Source organism: Mitsuokella sp. AF21-1AC (assembly GCF_003458855.1).
Lineage (GTDB): Bacteria > Bacillota > Negativicutes > Selenomonadales > Selenomonadaceae > Mitsuokella.
The window spans coordinates 15,577-30,761 of sequence record NZ_QRVW01000005.1 but is presented as its reverse complement, the minus strand read 5'-3'; the positions used below and the strand labels follow the sequence as shown (position 1 = coordinate 30,761).

Here is a 15,185-nt window from a genome sequence, read left to right as displayed (position 1 = left end):
ACATGTGTCTCCTTTTTGGTTGACATGTGGAAAAAATCTCGTTATGATGGATATGTAAAGATATCACTCATTGCGATTGCAAAAACGGAGGACGATCATTCATGAAAGAGTACAAGCCGTTTAAATCCGGAAAAGTTCGCGAAGTCTATGACGCAGGCGACAGCATCATCATGGTGGCCACGGACCGCATCTCGGCTTTCGACCACATCCTCAAGAACAAGATCACGAAGAAGGGCGCGATCCTGACGCAGATGTCGAAGTTCTGGTTCGACTTCACGAAGGATATCCTGCCGAATCACATGATCTCGGTCGACAACAAGGATATGCCGGAGTTCTTCCAGCAGCCGCAGTTCATCGGCAACAGCATGAAATGCAAGAAGCTCACGATGATTCCGATGGAATGCATCGTCCGCGGCTACATCACGGGCAGCGGCTGGGAAAGCTACAAGGAAAACGGTACGATATGCGGCATCGAGCTGCCAGCTGGCCTCAAGGAGTCGCAGCAGCTGCCGGAACCAATCTTCACGCCGAGCACGAAGGCAGAACTTGGCGATCATGATGAAAACGTTTCCCTCGAACAGGGGGCAAAAGTCCTCGAGAAGAGCTTCCCGGGCCATGGCCGCGAATACGCCGAGAAGGTCCGTGACTATACGATTGCGATTTACAAGAAGTGCGCCGATTACGCGCGTTCCCGCGGCATCATCATTGCCGACACGAAATTCGAGTTTGGCCTCGATGAGAACGGCAACATCATCCTCGGCGATGAGGTCCTGACGCCGGACAGCTCCCGCTTCTGGCCGCTCGAAGGCTATGAGGCCGGCAAGTCCCAGCCGTCCTACGACAAGCAGTTCGTCCGTGACTGGCTCAAGGCCAATCCGGACAGCGATTACGAGCTGCCGCAGGATGTCATCGACAAGACGATCGCCAAGTACAAAGAAGCATTCAAGATGCTGACGGGCAAGGATTTCGAATAATCCCACCGCCACATCGCACGGTATACACGTTACAGATTAGGAGATGATCATCCATGAAAGTCGCTCTTCTCATGGGAAGTGATTCCGACTGGCCTATCCTGAAGCCAGCCGTTGAACTCTTGAAGCAGTTTGGCATTGAGTCCGTCGTCGAGGTCGCCTCGGCACACCGCACGCCGGCAAAGGTGCGCGAGTTCGTGCTCGGTGCGCCCGAAAAAGGTGTCGGTGCCTTCATCGTGGCAGCTGGTGCGGCTGCACACCTCGCGGGTGTCGTGGCCAGCTACACGACGCTGCCCGTCATCGGCGTGCCCATCAACGCCACGGCTCTGAACGGCATGGATGCCCTGCTCTCGACGGTCCAGATGCCTTCGGGTATCCCCGTGGCCACCATGGCCATCAACGGCTCCAAGAATGCCGCCATCTTTGCCGTCGAAATCTTTGCCGTCGCCGATGAAGGCCTCCGGCAGAAGCTTGCGGATTATCGCGCCAAGATGGTTGAGGAAGTTGACAAGAAAGCAGCTCGCGTAGCAGCGCAGCTCTGATGAAAGGAAGAGCGGTCCACCTTCTCGTGGACTGTTTTTTCGTCATCGCCGCGTCTCTCTGACGAGCGGCAAGTTTATCAAGCATGAAAGTGAAAAGGAAGAATCAGAACAACCATGTATGAAAATGGCTACAACCCAGAACCGAAATGGAAAGAAGAATGCGGTGTCTACGGCGTCTATTCCCATACGGAGGATGTGTCCGGGCTGACGTATCTCGGCCTTTATGCCCTGCAGCATCGCGGGCAGGAAAGTGCCGGCATCGCCATCACGGACGGCGCCTGGATGGACGTGACGCGCGGCATGGGCCTCGTCAATGAGGTATTTCGCCATCAGGTCCCGCATATGGACAATCAGTACATCGCCATCGGCCATGTGCGCTATTCCACGACGGGCTCAAGCCTTCTCGCGAATACGCAGCCGCTCATGGTCAATTACGCGGGCGGCAAGATCGCGCTTGCCCACAACGGCAACCTCACAAATGCCGCACAGATCCGCCACGAGCTCGAGCAGCAGGGCACGATTTTCCAGACGTCTATTGACTCGGAGGTCTTCGTCAATCTCATCGCGCGCTCCCGCCAGGAACACATCGAGGACAAGGTCATCGAGAGCCTCAAGAAAATCAAGGGTGCGTACTGTTTGACGCTCATGACGGAGGACAAGCTCATCGGTGCCCGTGACCCGCAGGGCTTCCGCCCGCTCTGCATCGGCAAGACGGAGGAAGGCAGCTGGGTCATTTCTTCGGAAACCTGCGGCCTTGACGTGGTTGGCGCGGACTTCGTGCGCGACGTCCTGCCGGGCGAAATGGTCGTCATCGACGAGCACGGTCTCAAGTCGTATCCGTTCGCGACGGAGGAGAAGAAGGCCGGCTGCATTTTTGAATACATCTATTTCGCCCGTCCGGATTCCGTCATCGACGGACAGAGCGTCCACGATGCGCGCTTCCGCATGGGACAGGTCCTGGCCCGCGAATCCGGCTTCAAGGGCGACATCGTCATCTCGGTGCCGGACTCCGGCACGACGGCTGCCACAGGCTTTGCCTATGAGTCGGGCATCCCGTTTGTCGAAGGCCTCATCAAGAACCGTTACATCGGCCGCACGTTCATCCAGCCGACGCAGAAGAAGCGCGACACGGCCGTCAAGCTCAAGCTCAATGCCATCCGCTCCGTCGTCGAGGGCAAATCGGTCATCATGGTCGATGACTCCATCGTCCGCGGCACGACGAGCGGTAAGATCGTCCGCATGCTCCGGAATGCCGGCGCGAAGGAAGTCCATGTCTGCATCAGCAGCCCACCGATTGGCTATCCGTGCTTCTATGGCATCGATACCAGCGTGCGCAAGGAGCTCATCGCTGCGACAAAGAGCGTCGAGGAGATTCGCGAGTTCATCGGTGCGGATTCGCTGCACTTCCTGAGCATCGAAGGCCTCAAGCAGTGCGTGCCAAATCTCAAGGCCGATGACATGTGCTATGCCTGCTTCAACAGCGCGTATCCGATCGAGGATGGCGAGAAGCCGGCCGGCAACAGCAAGTACGTATTCGAGCAGCGCAAGTGCTGAACCCTGCGCGCTGAAGCATATCACTGACAGACAGTTGACAGGAAAGGAAATAAAAGGAAGAAAATGGCAGAACAACTCACCTACAAAGATTCTGGCGTCGATATCGATGCCGGCAACTATTCCGTCAAACTCATCAAGGACAGCGTCAAGGCAACGTATCGTTCCGAAGTTCTCGGCGACCTCGGCGGCTTCGGCGGCCTTTTTGCACTGAATGCCGGCAAGTATAAGGAACCGGTCCTTGTCTCCGGCACGGACGGCGTCGGCACGAAACTGCGCCTGGCCTTCATGCTCGACAAGCATGACACCATCGGCCAGGACGCTGTGGCCATGTGCGTCAACGATATCCTCGTGCAGGGCGCAGAGCCCCTGTTCTTCCTCGATTACCTCGCCGTCGGCAAGCTCGACCCCGAGCAGGTGGCAGCAGTCGTCAAGGGCGTGGCAAATGCCTGCAAGGAATCCGGCTGTGCGCTCATTGGCGGCGAGACGGCTGAAATGAGCGGCTTCTATCCCGTTGGTGAATACGACATCGCCGGCTTTGCCGTCGGCGTCGTCGAGAAATCGAAGGTCATCACGAGCGAGCGCGTCAAGGAAGGCGATGTGCTGCTCGGCCTGCCGTCTTCGGGCGTTCACTCCAACGGCTACTCCCTTGTGCGCAAGATCTGCTTTGAGCACAAGGGCTTCAAGGGCGATGAATACATCGACGAGCTCGGCAAGACCATCGGCGAGGAACTCCTGACGCCGACGCGCCTCTACCCGAAGACCTGCCTGCCGCTCATCGAGAAATTCGACATCCACGGCATGGTGCACATCACAGGCGGCGGCTTCTACGACAACATCCCGCGCGCCCTGCCCGACGACATGGCCGTCACGATCGACAGCTCCGTCTGGCAGATGCCGGCGATCTTCCGCCTGCTGCAGCAGTGGGGCAACGTCGACTGGCATGAGATGTACCGCACGTTCAATATGGGCATCGGCATGGTCATCATGGCGAGCCGCGAGGAAGCCGACAAGATTAAGGCTTACCTTGCGGCAGAGAACGAGACGGTCTACGAGATTGGCCGCGTCGTCCGCGGCAATCACGATGTGACAATCAAAGGCGGCGTGTTCGATGAATAAACAAGTCCTGGGCGTGCTCTGCTCCGGCCGCGGCACGGACCTCCAGTCCATCATCGATGCCATCGGCCGCGGCGAAGTGGACGCCACGATTGCCGTTGTGCTCACGGACAAGCCCGATGCCTATGCGCTGACGCGCGCCGAAACGGCCGGCATCAGGGCCGTCTGCATCGACCGCAAGCAGTATAAGGGCCGTGAGCCCTTCGAAAAGGCCCTCGTGGCTGCGCTTGAGGAAGCGGGCGTCACGCTCGTCGTGCTCGCCGGCTTCATGCGCATCCTGACGCCGTATTTCGTGCGTCATTTTGCCGGCCGCATCATGAACATCCATCCGGCGCTGCTGCCGAGCTTCCCGGGCGCGCATGCGCACCGCGATGTGCTCGCCTATGGCGTCAAGATCAGCGGCTGCACCGTGCATTTCGTCGACGAGGGCACGGACAGCGGCCCCATCATTCTGCAGGCCGCCGTACCCGTGCTCGATGACGATACGGAAGAAACGCTCGGCGCGCGCGTGCTCGAGCAGGAACACATCATCTACCCGAAGGCCATCCAGCTTTACTGCGAAGGCCGCCTGAAGGTGGAGGGCCGCCATGTGCGGATCACAGAGTAAGAAAGAGGGATTCAAACCATGAAGATCAAACGCGCACTCATCAGCGTATCGAATAAGCAGGGCGTTGTCGAATTCGCCCGCAAACTCCACGAGGCCGGCGTTGAGATCGTCTCGACGGGCGGCACGATGAAGGCCATCAAGGAAGCGGGCATCCCCGTCACCTACGTCAGCGATGTCACGGGCTTCCCGGAGATCATGGACGGCCGCGTCAAGACGCTCAACCCGTACATCCATGGCGGTATCCTCGCCGTGCGCGACAACCCCGAGCATGTCCGTGAGATGGAGGAGCATCACATCACGGGCATCGACCTCGTGGCCGTCAACCTCTATCCGTTCAAGGAGACAATCGCTAAGCCGAACGTCACGCTTGCGGAAGCCATCGAGAACATCGATATCGGCGGCCCGGCCATGGTCCGTGCGGCGGCCAAGAACTTCAAGTTCGTCACTATTGTGACGAATCCGGCCCGCTACGACGAGATTGCCGAGCAGGTCACGAAGAACGGCTGCGTCGATGACCGCACGCGCATGGAGCTTGCGCAGGAAGCCTTTGCGCATACGGCAGCCTACGACACGATGATCAAGGATTATCTCGCCGCACAGCTCAAGAAATAAAAAGAAGCCTTTTCCCGCAGAAAAGGGGATATTCCCCTGCGCCTGCGGGAGAGGGCTGTTTTTGTGGAGGAATCAGCATGAACATCTTAGTAATTGGTTCGGGCGGCCGTGAGCACACGCTGGCCTGGAAACTCGCGCAGTCGCCCCTTGCCACGAAACTCTACGCGGTGCCTGGAAACCCCGGCATGGCAGAAGTCGCAACATGCATCCCGGGCGTGGATATCTGCGACAATGCAGCGCTCGTGAAACTCGCGCAGGACAAGGCCATCGACCTTGTCGTCGTCGGTCCGGAAGTCCCGCTGACGAATGGCGTCGTCGATGCGATGAACGCAGCCGGCATCAAGGCGTTCGGTCCAACGAAGCTCGCCGCTGAGCTCGAGGGCTCCAAGTCCTTCTCGAAGAACCTCATGAAGAAATACGGCATCCCGACGGCAAAATACGAGGTTTTCACCGATGCGGACGAAGCCCGTGCCTATGTGGAAAAAGAGGGTGCGCCGATTGTCATCAAGGCGGACGGCCTCGCTGCCGGCAAGGGCGTCATCGTCGCCATGACGAAGGAAGAGGCCTTGGAGGCCGTCCATGAGATCATGGACGATGCGGCCTTTGGCAAGGCCGGCAGCCGCGTCGTCATCGAGGAATTCATGGACGGCGAGGAAGCATCGCTCCTGGCCTTTACCGATGGCAGGACAATCGTCCCGATGGTCAGCTCGCAGGACCACAAGCGCGCCTATGATGGCGACAAGGGGCCGAATACGGGTGGCATGGGTACGTATGCACCGGCTCCCGTCATGACGAAGGAGCTCGTCGCCGAGGCCACGGAAAAGATCCTGAAGCCCGTCATCGCGGCCATGGCCAAGGAAGGCCGTCCATACAAGGGCTGTCTCTACGCCGGTCTCATGATCACGGATGAGGGGCCGAAGGTCGTCGAGTTCAACGCGCGTTTCGGCGACCCCGAGACGCAGGTCGTGTTGCCCCTTTTGGAGAGCGATCTCGTCAAGATCATGCTCGCCTGCGTGGATGGCACCCTGGCGGATCTCGACATCAAGTGGAGCGACGGTGCGGCTGTCTGTGTCGTCATGGCATCGGGCGGCTATCCGAAATCTTATCAGAAGGGCTATGCGATTGACGGCCTTGAGAAGGCCAAGGCCGCAGATACGCTCGTCTTCCATGCCGGTACGGCCGAGAAGGACGGGGCAGTTGTCACGAATGGCGGCCGCGTCCTCGGCGTCGTTGCCAAGGCTCCGACGGTCAAGCAGGCCGTGGACAAGGCGTACAAGGGCGTCGCTGCCATCACGTTCCAGGATGCCTTCTACCGCAAGGATATTGCGCACCGTGCACTCGAACGCCTGCAGGAAAAATAAAATATAGTTTACAAAGTTACATAAGTACATTATAATAGTACATGTAGACGTCAACGATGGACGCTCTGGAGTCTTCGCTGGGACTGCTCATTTTCCCGGGGAGACGCCGGAGCGTTTTATTGTTTTCAGGCGCCGCCCGACGTTTTTGCAGGGGGATTGCTGCAGAAATTGTAGGAATTGTTGGTTTTATTAGGACTTCATAAGGAATTATCGTATCTTTGGGAGGGCTTGGTATGGATTTTGCTAAACTTCTGGCAGAAGTCAATAACTTTGTATGGGGCCCCGTCATGCTCGCACTGCTGGTCGGCACTGGTATATTCCTGACCATCCGGCTGCATTTCCTGCCGTGGCGGAATCTCTGGTATGCCGTTTCGATGATCTTTCGCCATCGCGACCGCCATGCGGGCGACATTTCGCCGTTCCAGTCGCTGATGACGGCACTTTCGGCGACCGTAGGCACGGGCAATATCGTCGGTGTCGCGACGGCCATGGTGCTCGGCGGTCCCGGCGCCATTGTCTGGATGTGGATCAGCGCGGCCTTCGGCCTCTCGACGAAATACGGCGAATCGGTACTGGCCGTCAAGTACCGTGAGACGAACAGCGTGGGGGAGATGGCCGGCGGGCCGATGTACGCGATGAAGAACGGCATCCGCAATCCGTATGTCGGACGCACGCTGGCCTTCCTGTTCGCGTCGTTCGTCGTGCTGGCCTCATTTGGCATCGGCAACATGACGCAGGCCAATTCCATCTCGGCGGCGCTTGCCTCCAGTTATGCCGTCCCGACGGAGCTAACGGGTATCATCATTGCCGTCGTGGCGCTTTCGGTCCTGATTCGCGGCATCCGCCGCATCGGCATGGTTTCGAGCATCGTCGTTCCGGCCATGGCACTCTTTTATTTCGTCGTCGCGCTCATCGTCATCGTCGTCAACGTTGAAGCCGTACCGGCCGGCATTGCCGAGATGTTCCGTATGGCCTTTTCCTTTGATTCGGTGGCAGGCGGCGTCGGCGGCTCCATCGTGGCCACGGCTCTGACGTCGATGCGCTGGGGCGTCGCGCGCGGCGTCTTCTCGAATGAGGCAGGCCTCGGCTCCGCACCGATTGCCGCGGCCGCTGCGCGCACGGACCATGCGTCGCGCCAGGGCTACGTCAACATGACGGGCACGTTCTTCGACACGATGATCGTCTGCATGCTGACGGCGCTTGTCATCTCGTCTTCGGGCGTGCTCGGCACGACGGACCCCGAGACAGGCAAACTGCTCTCGGGTGCACAGCTGACGATTGCAGCGTTCAGCACGGTCTTTGGCCCGTATGGCAAGCTTATCGTATCGATTTCGTTGACGCTTTTTGCATTTTCAACGATCCTTGGCTGGGAGTATTACGGCGAGAAGGCGCTGGAGTATCTCATCAAGAACCGCAGGGTCATCATGAGCTACCGCGTGCTCTTCAGCCTCGTGACGTTCGTCGGTGCGACGACGACGCTCGATGTCGTCTGGAATTTCTCCGATACGATGAACGGCCTCATGGCCATTCCGAACCTCATCTGCCTGCTCTGGCTCAACAAGGACATCGCGGAGGAGTGCTTCGAGTTCCAGCATGCCGTGGTCGAGAAGGAGAAGCAGGGAGAGAGCATCGATTATCAGCCGGAAGATGCCAAGCTCAGCTGAGTCCTGCCGGCTGACTGCCGGATCATATAAGAGAGGTGTGGCGCCTGTTTTGCTGTCGCACCTCTTTTTTACACAAAAAAGCCGCCAGCATAAGCTGACGGCTTGACCATTCAAATGGTCGGGATGACAGGATTCGAACCTGCGGCCTCATCGTCCCGAACGATGCGCGCTACCAAACTGTGCCACATCCCGCAATCACAAGAAGTATTATACGGAAAATCAGAGGCTTTGTCAACAACTTTTTTTACATTTATTTATTTTATTTTGTTGAGCGTTTCCGCGAGGCTTGCGGCCGATTCATCCTGACTGTTGCAGCTGATGATGGGCTGTGCGCCGAGCATCACGGTATTGCCGTCGGCATAGGCCTGTTCCTTGTTATGGCCGTTGTGGTAGGCGGCGGCGAGGTTGCCCGCGACGAAATACGAGCGTTCGGCGGCGGACATGTCGCCCTGCGGTGCCGGCTTGTCGAATTCCTTGCCGTTGACGCTGACGACACCGTCCTTCACGGTCACATGGTTGTTGCTGTAGGCCGTGAGTTTCTTGACGTAGGCATCGCGGCGGTCGTTATCGCTCGGATGGTCGGACAGGAACTGCTGCAGGGCGCTGGGTTCCGTCTTCGATTTGTCGAGCACGCGCTGCCAGACGGCCGCACAGGCGCCCGGATTGTAATTGGAGTGTGTGATGTATTCGAAGGCCAGCGCATCGGCTTCGCGCTCCATCGGCTTCGTGATGTTGCGGTTGTTGATGACGCTCGTGACGATGCTGCCGAGCTCCGAGCCCGTGGCTGCACCAATGATGGCCATGTTGAGGCTGCGGCGTGCGCCCTTGGCCGGATGATCCTTCTGGCCATGGCCCATCTCGTGGCCGAGCACGACGGCAATCTCATCCTCGTTCGTCAGCACGGAGAAGAGGCCCGTGTTGACGCTCATGTTGTGCCCGAGCGTGCAGAAGGCATTGAAGCTCGTATCGTTGTTTATGAAGTAGTTGTAAGGCTTGTCATAGATGGTCGGATCGACGGCGCCGATGGCTGATGTCAGATTGGCCATGATTGTGTCGAGGCGGTTGTTGAGGTAGGCATCGTTGTTGACGCCGTACTGCTTTTTCATTTCCTCGAAGAATTCCTGGCGCCCTTCCTCCGAATCGTTGTACTTCTTGAGAATCTGCGTGAGTTGTGCATGCGCGGCGGCGCCCTGGATGCCGGCGCCGATGATGCTGCCCCAGCCAAATGCCGCCGAAGCCTGCGGAGCCGGGGCAATCATGTAGCCGCCCGGTACGGCAAGGCAGGCTGCCAGCGCGAGCGGCAGCAGTTTCTTTTTGAGTCTGGATGTACGGGATTTTTGCGCTTGAGTCATGATCAACGCCCCTTTTTATTGTCAAAATGATGGCCAAAAACTTCCTGTAAGGTTTCGTTTGTTTCATTATAACACGATTTGTACAGGAACGCAGAAGAAAACGGCAATTATTTCTCGGAATTTTTCTACAAAAGAAGGATAGTCGTCAATGCACCGCGAATAATTAAGTAATAAATGGATAACTGGGGATTTCCAGTGTATCTTGCTGATTTATGAAAAGTGGGGTGTTTCCTATGTTAGTGAAAGAAATCATGACGAAAGATGTCATCACAGTCAAGCGGGATGCCTCGATCCGGGAAATTGCCGAGACACTCATCCAGAATCACATCTCCGGGATGCCTGTCGTGGACGATACGGGCAAGGTCTGCGGCATCGTCAGTGAGGGCGATCTCATGTGCAAGGAGGTCACGCCGGACCTGCCGGATGAACTCTGCATCCTCGGTGCCGTCATCTATTATTCGGGACTGCGCGAATACCGCGAAGCCTTCCGCAAGATTGCCGCGACTTCGGCCGAGCAGATCATGACGGAGAAGGTCATCTCGGTCCGCGAGGACGATGAAGTCAGCAAAGTGGCCAAGCTCATGTTCGACAAGCACATCAAGCGCCTGCCCGTCATCGATGGTGAAGGTCATCTGCACGGCATCGTTGCGCGCCGCGACATCATCAAGATGCTGCTCTGATGTTCTGAAACAGGAAATAAGATCGGGAGTCTCACGACTCATGGTTGGCGCAAGAGCGGCCATGCATCCTCGTCAGGAATGTTCCTGGCGAAGCTGCATGGCCGCTCAGCCGTTTTCTGAACGCATCGCAAGAGGCCTGTACGGCGGTCACGCTGCGTTATTTCTCCCTGGTGTGTCCATTCCGGCGTCTGGGCTTCTTGGTGGCAAAGAGGTAGACGAGTACCGTCAGGACGATGCCGAGCAGGCCGTAGAGCGGGCCGCGTGCGATGAAGGCGTAGATGGTGGCTGCGAGGCAGAAGAGCACGGCAATCAGCGTCTGTCTGGCATTTTCCTTGCGGTAGCGGAATGTGTCGTAGTCCGTCCCGACCGCCTCTTCAAAGCATTCCCGGCAGACGATGCGACGGCGCCCTTCCTCATCCTGATTGATGAGCGCTTCTTTTTCCGAGATCTCACGCCCGCAAATCGAACATTTCAGCATGTCAATCCCTTCCTTTTCCGCATCGATTCTCTGCCGGGCTGATGGCAGCAGGCGATGATGATACAAACTTATATCTTAAATAGTAGACCAAAACTCAAAAATAAGCAATCACCACCGTTCTGTTCAACAGAAAATCCGAATAATTGAAACATATTGCCGGAAAAAAGAGGAATTTTTTTGACTTTGTCGTATATGTATGAAAGGATATAAAATGACCGCTGAGGCCCGCTGCATGGCGGACGGCCCGCAGGTCATTCAGCATAGAAACAGGGGGAATAAGCATGAATATCATCGTTACAGGCGGAGCCGGTTTCATCGGTTCGAACTTCATCTATTATATGCTCAAGAAGCATCCGTCCGACCGCATCATCTGCGTGGACAAGCTCACGTATGCCGGTAATCTCGAGACGCTCGAGGGCGCCATGGAGAAAAAGAACTTTAAATTCATCCGGGCAGATATCGCAGACCGCAAGACGGTCTACCGCATCTTTGAAGCGGAAAAACCGGACGTCGTCGTCAATTTCGCGGCGGAATCCCATGTGGACCGCTCCATTGAGAATCCGGAGATTTTCCTCCAGACAAACATCATCGGCACGAGCGTGCTGCTCGATGCCTGTCGCAAGTACGGTATCGACCGCTACCACCAGGTCTCGACGGATGAGGTCTATGGCGACCTGCCGCTCGACCGTCCGGACCTCTTCTTCACGGAAGAGACGAATCTAAAGACCTCGAGCCCGTATTCGGCCTCGAAGGCCGGCGCTGATCTCCTCGTCATGGCGTATCACCGCACGTACAAGCTGCCAACGACGATTTCACGCTGCTCGAACAATTACGGGCCGTACCATTTCCCGGAGAAGCTCATTCCGCTCATGATTATCAACGCGCTCTCCGACAAGAAACTGCCGGTTTACGGCGACGGCAGGAACGTCCGCGACTGGCTCTATGTCGAGGATCATTGCCGCGCCATTGACCTGATCCTGCAGAAGGGGCGCGTCGGTGAGGTCTATAATGTCGGCGGCCATAATGAGCGCGCGAACATCGATGTCGTCAAGACCATCCTCAAGGAACTCGGCAAGTCCGAAGAGCTCATCGAATACGTCACGGACCGCAAGGGCCATGACCGCCGCTATGCCATTGACCCGACGAAGATCCAGACGGAACTCGGCTGGCAGCCCGAGACGAAATTCGAGGACGGCATCAAGAAGACGATAAAATGGTATCTCGAACACCGCGACTGGTGGATGGGCATCATCAGCGGTGATTACCGGAGTTATTACGAGCGCATGTATGACAGCCGCGCCGTCCTCGAATACGCCAAGATCTGATTGGCCAGGGTCAAGCGGAATTGCCTTCTTCAGCCTCCTGACGGGCGGCGGGGAAGGCATTTTTGTACCAGTTCAATTATAGGGAAAGAAGCTGATATTTTGTCAGAAGAACAATCTGCCGTGCAACAGGAGATGGCGGCACGCGGCCGCATCATCGTGCGGACTAGCCTCGTGGGCATCGTCGTCAACATCCTGCTCGCAGCCTTCAAGGCAGCCGTGGGCTTCACGGCCAATTCCATCGCCGTACTCCTTGATGCCGTCAACAACCTTTCGGATGCCCTGTCCTCGGTCATCACGGTGGCCGGCGCGAAACTCGCGGGGCGCAAGCCGGACCGCGAGCACCCGTTCGGCCATGGCCGCATCGAGTATCTGAGCGCCATGATCATCGCGGCTATCGTCTTTTATGCCGGCCTGACCTCACTCTGGGAATCGGGCAAGAAAATCTTCGAGCCGGAGCCCGCGGACTACAGCCTGCTGTCGCTCTTCATCATCGCCGTGGCCGTCCTCGTCAAGATCGTGCTCGGCCGCTACTTCAAGCAGCAGGGAAAAGCCGCGGAGTCCGGCGCGCTCGTGGCCTCAGGGGCCGACGCGCTCTTCGATGCCGTACTGTCTTTCTCCGTGCTCGCTTCAGCACTCATCTACCTGGGCACGGGCGTCTCGCTCGAGGCCTACGTCGGCGTCATCATCGCGATCTTCATCCTGAAATCCGGCATCGACATGATGCGCGACACGCTCAACGACATCCTCGGTGAACGCCCGGACCCCGTACTCGTCCGCAGGATCAAGGGCATGCTGGCGGCCGAGCCGGAAATCCGCGGGGCCTACGACCTCATGCTCAACAATTACGGCCCGGGGCGCAATTACGCGTCGGTGCATATCGAGCTGCCCGATACCATGACGGTGGAGGAGGTCGACCGCCTGACGCGCCGCATCCACGACAAGGTCTATGAGGCGACCGGCGTGCGCCTGATGGGGGTCACGGTCTATTCCTACAATACGAACGATGATGAAGCCATCGCGATGCGCAAACAGGTCTACAAGATCGTGCTGGCTCACCGCGAATGGATCCTGCAGGTGCACGGCTTCTACGTCAACCGCGAGAAGAAGGACATGCGCTTCGATGTCGTCGTGCGCTTCGGCACGGACATCCCTGCTGTCCTGAAGGAACTGCATCGGGAGGTTCAGGCGGCATTTCCCGCTTATGACATCCTCATCGATGTCGATATGGATATTTCGGCGTTGGGCACGCGAGGATGATTTTTGTTTGTTTTGGAATTAACGTATTGTTTATTATTGCATTCGGGCGGTGTTTGGCTCGTGAGAAGAACTATGTTATAATGAAGCAATGGCGTTCCTGATTGCCTGGAACAAATATCGAACGAAAGGATGTAATAGGATTGAAGGCAACCGAAACGAAACTCAAAGGGGTTTACGTGCTCGAACCGCAGGTGTTCGGCGATGCACGCGGCTGGTTCATGGAAAGCTGGTCGCAGCGCAAGATGGAAGAGGCAGGGCTCTTCGTGAATTTCGTGCAGGACAATCAGTCATATTCGGCGCAGAAAGGCACGCTGCGCGGTCTGCATTACCAGCTGAACCCCATGTGCCAGGCCAAGTTGCTGCGCGCGACGCGCGGCATGATCTTCGATGTGGCCGTCGATATCCGCAAGGGATCGCCGCAGTTCGGCCAATGGGTCGGCGTGGAACTCTCGGCGGAAAACAAGAAGCAGCTCTTCATCCCGCGCGGTTTCGCACATGGCTTCCTGACGCTGACGGATGATGTCGAGGTACAGTACAAGGCCGATAATTATTACGCGCCGGAGTGCGACGGCAACATCCGCTGGGACGATCCGGACATCGGCGTTGTCTGGCCGCTCGAGCCGGTCATCCTGTCCGACAAGGACCAGAAGGCGCCGTCGCTGAAGGAGCGCCTGGCGTCCTCGCTGAATTTCGTGTATGAATGATGCGGATGGCAGCAGAACGGGGGCTTTTGAGGAAGGAGTGTAATGCGTGATACGCAAGGGAATCATTTTGGCCGGCGGCTCGGGCACGCGGCTGTATCCGCTGACGATTGCGGTGTCGAAGCAGCTCATGCCGGTCTACGACAAGCCGATGATCTATTATCCGCTGTCGACGCTGATGCTCGCAGGAATCCGGGATATTCTCGTCATCACGACGCCAACGGACAATGCGAATTTCAAACGCCTGCTCGGCGACGGCTCGCAGTGGGGCATCTCGATTTCGTATGCCGTCCAGCCAAAGCCGCAGGGGCTTGCCCAGGCCTTCCTGATCGGTGAGGAGTGGCTGGCTGGCGAGGGCTGCGCGCTGGTGCTCGGCGACAATATCTTCTACGGCTCGGATCTTGCCGTCATGATGCAGCGGGCGGCGCAGCAGGAGATGGGCGCGACGGTCTTTGCCTATTATGTGCGCGACCCGGAGCGTTACGGTGTCGTTGCCTTTGATGAGGCGGGCGAGGCCGTCAGCCTCGAGGAGAAGCCTGCTGTGCCGCAGTCCCATTTTGCCGTGACGGGCCTTTATTTCTATGATGCAGACATCGTGGAGATCGCGAAATCCATCCGGCCGTCGGCGCGCGGAGAGCTTGAGATCACCGACGTCAACAAGGTGTACCTGGCGCGCCATACGCTTCATGTCGAGACGATGCGCCGCGGCTATGCCTGGCTCGATACGGGGACACATGAATCTTTGCTGCAGGCAGCGTCTTTCGTGCAGACCATCCAGGAACGCCAGGGGCTCAAGATCGCCTGCCTCGAGGAAATCGCGTACCGCATGGGATATATCACGAAGGAACAGGTCCTGAAACTGGCCGAGCCGCTTGAAAAGAACGAGTACGGTCAGTATCTCCTGCGCATGGCGCAGGAATCATAAAGTTGAATCTTCGCGGCTGCGGTGTGAAGAACGGCGACGCGTT

General features: G+C 57.6%; 15 protein-coding genes and 1 tRNA gene. 13 read left to right on the top strand and 3 right to left on the bottom strand.

Features of this window, described 5'->3' with window-relative positions:
• Positions 1-101: 101 nt before the first annotated feature.
• From DWX75_RS02770 to DWX75_RS02735, 8 genes are all read left to right on the top strand, one after another.
• Entirely contained in the window at positions 102-974 is an 873-nt protein-coding gene (locus DWX75_RS02770; RefSeq protein WP_118014768.1) for a phosphoribosylaminoimidazolesuccinocarboxamide synthase, read from the top strand.
• Between the two features lie 53 nt (positions 975-1,027).
• Positions 1,028-1,513: a 5-(carboxyamino)imidazole ribonucleotide mutase gene (gene purE, locus DWX75_RS02765; protein ID WP_118014766.1), complete on the top strand. Its 486-nt coding sequence runs from the start codon at positions 1,028-1,030 to the stop codon at positions 1,511-1,513.
• 114 nt (positions 1,514-1,627) lie between these two features.
• The gene (gene purF, locus DWX75_RS02760; RefSeq protein ID WP_118014764.1) at positions 1,628-3,067 is read left to right on the top strand and encodes an amidophosphoribosyltransferase; all 1,440 of its coding nucleotides are present in this window, start codon (positions 1,628-1,630) and stop codon (positions 3,065-3,067) included.
• A 63-nt stretch (positions 3,068-3,130) separates the two neighbouring features.
• Entirely contained in the window at positions 3,131-4,183 is a 1,053-nt protein-coding gene (gene purM / locus DWX75_RS02755) for a phosphoribosylformylglycinamidine cyclo-ligase (RefSeq protein ID WP_118014762.1), read from the top strand.
• Entirely contained in the window at positions 4,176-4,787 is a 612-nt protein-coding gene (gene purN / locus DWX75_RS02750) for a phosphoribosylglycinamide formyltransferase (RefSeq protein ID WP_118014760.1), read from the top strand. Before purM ends, purN begins: the two co-directional genes overlap by 8 nt.
• 18 nt (positions 4,788-4,805) lie before the next feature.
• Positions 4,806-5,399, top strand: coding sequence for an IMP cyclohydrolase (locus DWX75_RS02745; RefSeq protein WP_118014758.1), 594 nt, complete (start codon positions 4,806-4,808; stop codon positions 5,397-5,399).
• Positions 5,400-5,476: 77 nt separating this feature from the next.
• On the top strand, positions 5,477-6,760 hold the full coding sequence (gene purD, locus DWX75_RS02740; RefSeq protein ID WP_118014756.1) for a phosphoribosylamine--glycine ligase: 1,284 nt from the start codon (positions 5,477-5,479) through the stop codon (positions 6,758-6,760).
• A gap of 233 nt (positions 6,761-6,993) precedes the next feature.
• Complete coding sequence (locus DWX75_RS02735) at positions 6,994-8,424, top strand: sodium:alanine symporter family protein (RefSeq protein ID WP_118014754.1); 1,431 nt, start codon at positions 6,994-6,996, stop codon at positions 8,422-8,424.
• Between the two features lie 115 nt (positions 8,425-8,539).
• Here DWX75_RS02735 and DWX75_RS02730 read toward each other — a convergent pair.
• Positions 8,540-8,616 (bottom strand) — tRNA-Pro (locus tag DWX75_RS02730).
• Between the two features lie 62 nt (positions 8,617-8,678).
• Complete coding sequence (locus DWX75_RS02725; protein ID WP_118014902.1) at positions 8,679-9,776, bottom strand: M48 family metallopeptidase; 1,098 nt, start codon at positions 9,774-9,776, stop codon at positions 8,679-8,681.
• Between the two features lie 233 nt (positions 9,777-10,009).
• Here DWX75_RS02725 and DWX75_RS02720 point away from each other — a divergent pair, with 233 nt between their 5' ends.
• Entirely contained in the window at positions 10,010-10,456 is a 447-nt protein-coding gene (locus DWX75_RS02720) for a CBS domain-containing protein (RefSeq protein WP_118014753.1), read from the top strand.
• 157 nt (positions 10,457-10,613) lie between these two features.
• Here the strand turns inward: DWX75_RS02720 and DWX75_RS02715 are convergent, their stop codons facing one another.
• Positions 10,614-10,934: a hypothetical protein gene (locus DWX75_RS02715; RefSeq protein ID WP_118014751.1), complete on the bottom strand. Its 321-nt coding sequence runs from the start codon at positions 10,932-10,934 to the stop codon at positions 10,614-10,616.
• 281 nt (positions 10,935-11,215) lie between these two features.
• Between DWX75_RS02715 and rfbB the strand changes: the two genes are divergently transcribed.
• The 4 genes from rfbB to rfbA all read left to right on the top strand — a co-directional run bounded on the left by rfbB (position 11,216) and on the right by rfbA (position 15,142).
• On the top strand, positions 11,216-12,259 hold the full coding sequence (gene rfbB / locus DWX75_RS02710) for a dTDP-glucose 4,6-dehydratase (RefSeq protein WP_118014749.1): 1,044 nt from the start codon (positions 11,216-11,218) through the stop codon (positions 12,257-12,259).
• A gap of 99 nt (positions 12,260-12,358) precedes the next feature.
• Complete coding sequence (locus tag DWX75_RS02705) at positions 12,359-13,516, top strand: cation diffusion facilitator family transporter (RefSeq protein WP_199497501.1); 1,158 nt, start codon at positions 12,359-12,361, stop codon at positions 13,514-13,516.
• A gap of 140 nt (positions 13,517-13,656) precedes the next feature.
• Positions 13,657-14,220, top strand: a complete 564-nt coding sequence (gene rfbC, locus DWX75_RS02700; protein WP_118014745.1) for a dTDP-4-dehydrorhamnose 3,5-epimerase — start codon at positions 13,657-13,659, stop codon at positions 14,218-14,220.
• Between the two features lie 46 nt (positions 14,221-14,266).
• Positions 14,267-15,142, top strand: coding sequence for a glucose-1-phosphate thymidylyltransferase RfbA (gene rfbA, locus DWX75_RS02695; protein WP_118014743.1), 876 nt, complete (start codon positions 14,267-14,269; stop codon positions 15,140-15,142).
• Positions 15,143-15,185: the final 43 nt, after the last annotated feature.

Excerpts from the sequence above, each read along its gene's own strand:
- DWX75_RS02770 (WP_118014768.1), top strand. The coding sequence starts at position 102 with ATGAAAGAGTACAAGCCGTTTAAATCCGGAAAAGTTCGCGAAGTCTAT.
- purE (WP_118014766.1), top strand. The coding sequence starts at position 1,028 with ATGAAAGTCGCTCTTCTCATGGGAAGTGATTCCGACTGGCCTATCCTG.
- purF (WP_118014764.1), top strand. The coding sequence starts at position 1,628 with ATGTATGAAAATGGCTACAACCCAGAACCGAAATGGAAAGAAGAATGC.
- purM (WP_118014762.1), top strand. The coding sequence starts at position 3,131 with ATGGCAGAACAACTCACCTACAAAGATTCTGGCGTCGATATCGATGCC.
- purN (WP_118014760.1), top strand. The coding sequence starts at position 4,176 with ATGAATAAACAAGTCCTGGGCGTGCTCTGCTCCGGCCGCGGCACGGAC.
- DWX75_RS02745 (WP_118014758.1), top strand. The coding sequence starts at position 4,806 with ATGAAGATCAAACGCGCACTCATCAGCGTATCGAATAAGCAGGGCGTT.
- purD (WP_118014756.1), top strand. The coding sequence starts at position 5,477 with ATGAACATCTTAGTAATTGGTTCGGGCGGCCGTGAGCACACGCTGGCC.
- DWX75_RS02735 (WP_118014754.1), top strand. The coding sequence starts at position 6,994 with ATGGATTTTGCTAAACTTCTGGCAGAAGTCAATAACTTTGTATGGGGC.
- DWX75_RS02725 (WP_118014902.1), bottom strand. The coding sequence starts at position 9,776 with ATGACTCAAGCGCAAAAATCCCGTACATCCAGACTCAAAAAGAAACTG.
- DWX75_RS02720 (WP_118014753.1), top strand. The coding sequence starts at position 10,010 with ATGTTAGTGAAAGAAATCATGACGAAAGATGTCATCACAGTCAAGCGG.
- DWX75_RS02715 (WP_118014751.1), bottom strand. The coding sequence starts at position 10,934 with ATGCTGAAATGTTCGATTTGCGGGCGTGAGATCTCGGAAAAAGAAGCG.
- rfbB (WP_118014749.1), top strand. The coding sequence starts at position 11,216 with ATGAATATCATCGTTACAGGCGGAGCCGGTTTCATCGGTTCGAACTTC.